Annotated in this window: 7 protein-coding genes; 4 read left to right on the forward strand and 3 right to left on the reverse strand. The window is 70.6% G+C overall.

Going from position 1 to position 5993, the window contains the following annotated elements:
• Positions 1-230: 230 nt before the first annotated feature.
• On the forward strand, positions 231-2594 hold the full coding sequence (locus tag AB8Z36_RS27135) for an AbfB domain-containing protein (protein ID WP_369216006.1): 2364 nt from the start codon (positions 231-233) through the stop codon (positions 2592-2594).
• Between the two features lie 10 nt (positions 2595-2604).
• Here AB8Z36_RS27135 and AB8Z36_RS27140 read toward each other — a convergent pair whose 3' ends face one another.
• From AB8Z36_RS27140 to AB8Z36_RS27150, 3 genes are read right to left on the reverse strand one after another with little or no spacing between them, the layout of a single operon-like run.
• A complete protein-coding gene (locus AB8Z36_RS27140; RefSeq protein WP_369216007.1) occupies positions 2605-2931 on the reverse strand; it encodes a hypothetical protein in 327 nt (108 codons plus the stop codon).
• On the reverse strand, positions 2928-3500 hold the full coding sequence (locus AB8Z36_RS27145; RefSeq protein ID WP_369216008.1) for a hypothetical protein: 573 nt from the start codon (positions 3498-3500) through the stop codon (positions 2928-2930). The genes AB8Z36_RS27140 and AB8Z36_RS27145 overlap by 4 nt, the downstream gene beginning before the upstream one ends.
• Positions 3497-3832: a PadR family transcriptional regulator gene (locus AB8Z36_RS27150; protein WP_369216009.1), complete on the reverse strand. Its 336-nt coding sequence runs from the start codon at positions 3830-3832 to the stop codon at positions 3497-3499. Before AB8Z36_RS27150 ends, AB8Z36_RS27145 begins: the two co-directional genes overlap by 4 nt.
• Before the next feature lie 116 nt (positions 3833-3948).
• Here AB8Z36_RS27150 and AB8Z36_RS27155 point away from each other — a divergent pair, with 116 nt between their 5' ends.
• From AB8Z36_RS27155 to AB8Z36_RS27165, 3 genes are all read left to right on the forward strand, one after another.
• Positions 3949-4905: an ATP-binding cassette domain-containing protein gene (locus tag AB8Z36_RS27155; protein ID WP_369216010.1), complete on the forward strand. Its 957-nt coding sequence runs from the start codon at positions 3949-3951 to the stop codon at positions 4903-4905.
• The gene (locus tag AB8Z36_RS27160; RefSeq protein ID WP_369216011.1) at positions 4902-5696 is read left to right on the forward strand and encodes an ABC transporter permease; all 795 of its coding nucleotides are present in this window, start codon (positions 4902-4904) and stop codon (positions 5694-5696) included. The genes AB8Z36_RS27155 and AB8Z36_RS27160 overlap by 4 nt, the downstream gene beginning before the upstream one ends.
• 31 nt (positions 5697-5727) lie before the next feature.
• On the forward strand, positions 5728-5993 hold a 266-nt coding region (locus AB8Z36_RS27165), incomplete at its 3' end, for a MerR family transcriptional regulator (protein WP_369216012.1).

The following is a 5993-nucleotide window of genomic DNA, read 5'->3' on the forward strand; positions in this document are numbered from 1 at the left end:
CGTCCCGGACACCGCACCCCGCCCCTCCCGGACACCGCACCCCGCTTCTCCCGACGACGCCGCCAGCCTTTACAGCCGTCTTCCAACGATGTAAAACCTCATTGCGGTACGCCGGTCATCAACAACTGGCGCTGGCAAGTAGCGCTGTAAATGGGCAAGTTGGCGCCACCCGGCAGCCGCCGCACACGCACGTACGTCTCCCGCTCCGCCCCCACCCCCAAGGAGTCACGATGCGTAGCACCTCCGCGTACAGACGGCTGTCGGCACGGCTCAGACGCATGGGCCGACGGGTCACCGCCACCGGAGCGGCCCTGGCCCTCATCGGCGGCCTGATACTCGCCCTCTCCGGTCCAGCGGCGGCGAAAGCGCAGGCCTGGGCGCCCAAACCGTCGCCCATGACCACTCCCTGGACGAACCAGGTGCCGACCGACAGCCCGCTCCCGGAGTATCCCCGCCCGCAGCTCACCCGCCAGGACTGGGTCAATCTGAACGGCATCTGGGACTTCGCCGTCACCTCCGCCGACGCCGGTCAGCCCGCGTCGTTCACCGAGCAGATCCGGGTGCCCTTCGTCGCCGAGTCGGCGCTCTCCGGCGTCCAGCGCAAGATCACCCAGAATGACAGACTCTGGTACAAGCGGACCTTCGCGGTGCCCTCCGGCTGGAACGGCCGCCGCGTCCAGCTCAACTTCGGTGCGAGTGACTGGCGTACGACGGTCTGGGTCAACGGCAAGCAGGCCGGAGCCGCCCACAGCGGAGGGTACGACTCCTTCTCGTACGACATCACCGATCTGCTGGCCACGGGGGCCAACACCCTGGTCGTCTCCGTCTTCGACCCCACCCAGACCGGTGGTCAGGCCGTAGGGAAGCAGCGCGTCAACGACGTCAAGCCGCACCCCGGCGGCGGGATCTTCTACACCGCGGCCTCCGGGATCTGGCAGACGGTGTGGCTCGAACCCACGGCGGCGGCACGCATCACCCGCCTCGACATGGTGCCCGACCCGGCGAACAACCGGCTGAAGGTCACCGTGCGCGGCGCCGGAGTCAACGGGCAGCAGGCACGCGTGACGGTCTCCTCCGGCGGGACGTCCGTCGGCACCGCGACCGGCGCTGTCGGCAGCCAGTTCACCGTGGCGGTGCCGAACCCGCACCTGTGGTCCCCGGACGACCCGTTCCTCTACGACGTCAGGGTCGACCTGGTCGCGGGCTCGGCCACGGTCGATTCCGTCGGCAGTTACGCGGGCATGCGCACCGTCGGCGTCGCCAAGGTGAACGGTGTGCAACGCCCGGTCCTGAACGGCAAGTTCGTCTTCCAGACGGGCACGCTCGACCAGGGCTACTGGCCGGACGGGATCTACACCGCGCCCACCGACGCGGCCCTCAAGTACGACCTCCAGAAGCACAAGGACCTGGGCTTCAACATGGTCCGCAAGCACATCAAGGTCGAACCGCAGCGGTGGTTCTACTGGGCGGACAAGCTGGGCCTGCTGGTCTGGCAGGACATGCCGGCGATGGACACCCGCACCCCGGACGCCGCCGCCCGCACCCAGTGGGAGGCCGAGTACGACCGCATCATCGACCAGCACCGCAGCTCACCCTCGCTCGTCCTGTGGGTCAACCAGAACGAGGGCTGGGGCCAGTACGACCAGGCCCGCATCGCCGACCACGTCAAGGCGTACGACCCCTCGCGGCTCGTCGACAACATGAGCGGAGTCAACTGCTGCGGATCCGTCGACGGCGGCAACGGCGATGTGGTCGACCACCATGTGTACGTGGGCCCGGGAACCACGACCCCCAGCGCGACACGCGCCGCCGTCCTTGGTGAGTACGGCGGACTGGGGTACAAGGTGCCTGGTCACGAGTGGTATCCGGGCGGCGGATTCAGCTACGAGGACCAGCCGGACACCGCTCACCTGAACAACCGGTTCGTCGGTCTCCTGGACGCGATCCGCGACGTACGTATGCCCCGTGGCCTGTCCGCCTCCGTGTACACCGAGATCACCGACGTCGAGAACGAGGCCAACGGCCTGCTCACCTACGACCGGCAGGTCGTCAAGGTCGACGAGTCGCGGGTCAAGGCGGCCAACCGGGCGCTCATCGACGCCTCGCGGGCCGCTCCGTCACCGGTCACGCTGCCGACGGGTCAGTACAAGTCCCTGCGCGTGACGACGCCGGGCCACACCGACCGCTACCTCCGTCACCAGGGGGGTGCGGCCTTCACCGAGGTGGTGAACGGCGCCAGCGGCAGCTTGCTGAAGAACGACGCCACCTGGAAGATCGTCACCGGCCTGGCCAACGACTCCTGCTACTCCTTCGAGTCGCGCAACTACCCGGGCCAGTATCTGCGGCACCGCGACTTCCGCGTCTACAAGGATTCCGGCAGCGGTGACCTGTTCCGCGCCGACGCCACGTTCTGTCCGGTGCGCGGCGCGAACGGCGCGGTGCGTCTCTCCGCCTACAACTTCCCCGAACAGTACCTGCGCCACTACAACAGCGAGCTGTGGCTGGCCACCCCGGGCGGCACCCACACCTGGGACGGCCCCGCCCTGTTCACGGAGGACACCACCTGGTCCGTGGACGCGCCCTGGGCTCCCTGAACCCGCGGCGTCACGCCACCGTCCGCCGACGCGAAGGGGAACCGACCTGCCAGGCGACGGAGTACACCAGCAGCGCCACCGCGAACGCACCGCCCGCTCGCTTGGCGGCCCCGGTCAGTACGCCCTCGGCGAGGGTTCCCCATGGGGTCTCGACCGTGCGGGAGGCATAGGTGGTCCCGCTCGTGCCGTCGCTCAGGTGGACGGTGGTCGGCCGACCGTAGTCCACCTCGGTCGTGTGGCGATACGCGTGGTAGTCGTCGCGGAGGTGGGCGGCGCCGCCCAGTACCGGCGCCATGACGAGCAGAGCCACCACGCTCCACCGCAGGACGGGGCTCAAGCGGGCGACGGGGCCGGTGCCCTCGTCGGTACGCGCACGGCTCCGGCGCCGCCAGAGATACCAGCCGCAGGCCGCCAGGCCGAAGGCGGTACTCGCGTACTGAAGCAGCCGGGCGGCTTCGAGCCCTCCCAGGGCCTGGGCGCGAGCCCGCACACGGCCACCCCCACGCCGGGCCGCCACCGCCCGGTCAGGGCGATGACCGCGCCGACGCACACCAGCAGGGACAGCAGCATGAACAGACACTCCGCGCCATCCAGGAACAGCAGGTGCGCCCGTACCGGGCCGGGCGGGAAGACGAGCCCGGCGTACCAACGCGTCACCCGCAGCCCGCACTCCACCGCACTGGCAGCCAGCGCGAACGGGGCGGCCAGGGCGAAGAAGCGGCCCGCGGGCGAGGCGGGGTCGAGCCCCGACCGCACCCGCAGGGCGTGTGCGAGCAGGTCGGCGTCCGCGCGCAGCCGGGCCGGGCGGGACAAATCCGCCGTCATCTCCCGGTGCACGTCGATGATCTCCTGGCCGTGAGCGGCCCGGTACGCGGCCGGGTACAGACGGACGAGGAACTCGTTCACGCGGTCGCCGCCGCGCCGTCGGCCAGGCGCCGCCTGACCTCGCGAGCGGTCGCGGCCAGCCGCTCCGCCTCGGCCTCCAGCCGCTCCCGCCCCGCGGGAGCGAGAGCGAAGACGCGACGGGCCCGGCCGCCCACCACCTCCTCACGCTCCACCTGGATGAGCCCCTCCGCGAGCAGCCGGTCCAGCGCCCCGTAGAGCGCCCCGGTACGCGGCACCACGCGGTTGTCGGTAATCGCCTTCACCTCCTGCGCGATGGCGTACCCGTGCCGCGGGGCATTCGCCAGCGCCGTCAGCAGCAGCAGGGCCAGCTCCTGCATTCCTCGTTCACTCATACCGACAGAGTATTCCGCTCGACGGACCTTCGGTGGAGACGGAACGAGGCCGAGGGACCGGGCGGGCGGAGCGCGGCTTGACCCTGACGCAGGGGCAACCTCCCAGCATGGGGGACATGACGACGAGAACCAGTGCGATCGAGGCCGCGGGCCTGCGCAAGGCGTACGGGGACCACGAGGTGGTCGCCGGAGTCGACCTGACCGTCCCGACCGGCACCGTCTATGCCCTGCTGGGACCGAACGGCGCGGGCAAGACCACCACGGTGAGAATCCTGTCCACCGTGCTGCCCGCGGACGCCGGGCGGGCCCGGGTCGCCGGATACGACATACACCGCGCCGCCGACCACGTGCGGGCGGCGATCGGAGTGACCGGACAGTTCTCCGCCGTGGACGGGCTGCTCACCGGGCGGGAGAACATGCGGCTGATGGCCGACCTCGGTCACCTCGACCGGCGCGAGGCGCGGAGCGCGGTGGGGCAACTCCTTGAGCGGTTCCGGCTGACCGAAGCCGCCGACCGGCGGGCGGCGACGTATTCCGGGGGTATGAGGCGGCGGCTGGACCTGGCGATGACCTTGGTCGCCGGGCCACGGCTGATCTTCCTCGACGAGCCGACCACCGGCCTCGACCCCCGCAGCCGCCGCGACCTGTGGGAGATCGTGCGGGAGCTGGTGGCCGACGGAGTCACCGTCTTCCTGACCACCCAGTACCTGGAGGAGGCCGACCAGCTCGCGGACCGGATCGGTGTGCTCGACGGGGGCCGACTGGTCGCCGAGGGCACCGCGGCCGAACTGAAGCGGCTGGTCCCCGGCGGTCATGTCGAACTGCACGCCGCCGACCGTGGGCGGCTGGCCGCGCTGGCGCGGCAGTTCCCCGAGGCGACCCCCAACACCGCGGCGCTCACCCTGCTCCTGCCGCACGACGGCAGCCTCACCACCCTGCGTCGGCTGCTGGCGGGGATCGACGACGACGCGGTCACCGGACTCGCCGTACGCACCGCGGACCTGGACGACGTGTTCCTGGCACTCACCGACCACTCCACCGCCGCCCGGTCTCCCGAGGAGGTCCTGGCATGAGTACCGCGACGTACGCCGTCCGCGACTCGGTGACGATGCTGCGCCGCAACCTGAAGCACATGGTCAGGTATCCGTCGCAGACGCTGATGCTGATCGGCCTGCCGCTGCTGTTCCTGCTGCTGTTCGTCCACGTCTTCGGCGGCGCCCTTGGCTCCGGTCTGCCGGGTGCCCGGGCGGGGGACCGCGGCGACTATCTGACGTTCATCACTCCCGGGGTCCTGGTCATGGCGGTGGCGAGCGTGTCCATCAGTACCGCGGTATCGGTCGCCACCGACATGACGGGCGGGATCATCGACCGGTTCCGGACCATGCCCATCGCCAAGGTGTCGGTGCTCACCGGCCATGTGCTGGGCGCGATGGTCCAGAGCGCGCTCGCACTCGCGGCGGTCTTCGGCGTCGCGGTCCTGCTCGGTCTGGGGACGGCGGCCTCGGCGACGCAGTGGTCGGCCTTCGTGGGCCTGCTCATGCTGCTGTCCTTCGCGATGACCTGGTTCGCCGTCGCGCTCGGACTGGCCGCCCCGACCCCGGAGGCCGCGAGCAACTGGCCCATGATCTTCATACTCCTTCCGTTCACCGGCAGTGGGTTCGTGCCCGTGGAGTCGATGCCGGCCGGTCTGCGGTGGTTCGCCGGACACCAGCCGTTCACCCCGGTCATGGACGCGGTGCGCGGGCTGCTGGCAGGATCGCCCGGGGCCGGGAGCGTGCTCGGGGCCATCGGCTGGTGCGCGGTGATCGGACTGGTGGGCTACCTCTGGTCGCGACGTCTCTACCGCACCCGGTCCGCGAACTAGAAGACGTCAAGACGCCAGGAGACTGACTGCTGTGACGCTGACCATCGGCGAACTGGCCTCGTGTGCCGGAGTGACGGTGCGCGCGGTGCGGCACTATCACGCGAAAGGGCTGCTGCCGGAGCCGGAGCGGGACCACTCCGGCTATCGCAGGTACGGCGCCGACGCCGTGGTCGAGCTGGTCAGGATCCGGACGCTCGCCGAGGCCGGAGTCCCGCTGGCGCGCGTGCGGGAGTTGCTGCGGGCCGACGAGGAGGAGTTCGCCGAGGCGGTCGCGGACATCGACGCGCGGTTGCGGGC

The sequence above is a fragment of the Streptomyces flavofungini genome (assembly GCF_041028215.1).
GTDB lineage: Bacteria > Actinomycetota > Actinomycetes > Streptomycetales > Streptomycetaceae > Streptomyces > Streptomyces flavofungini_B.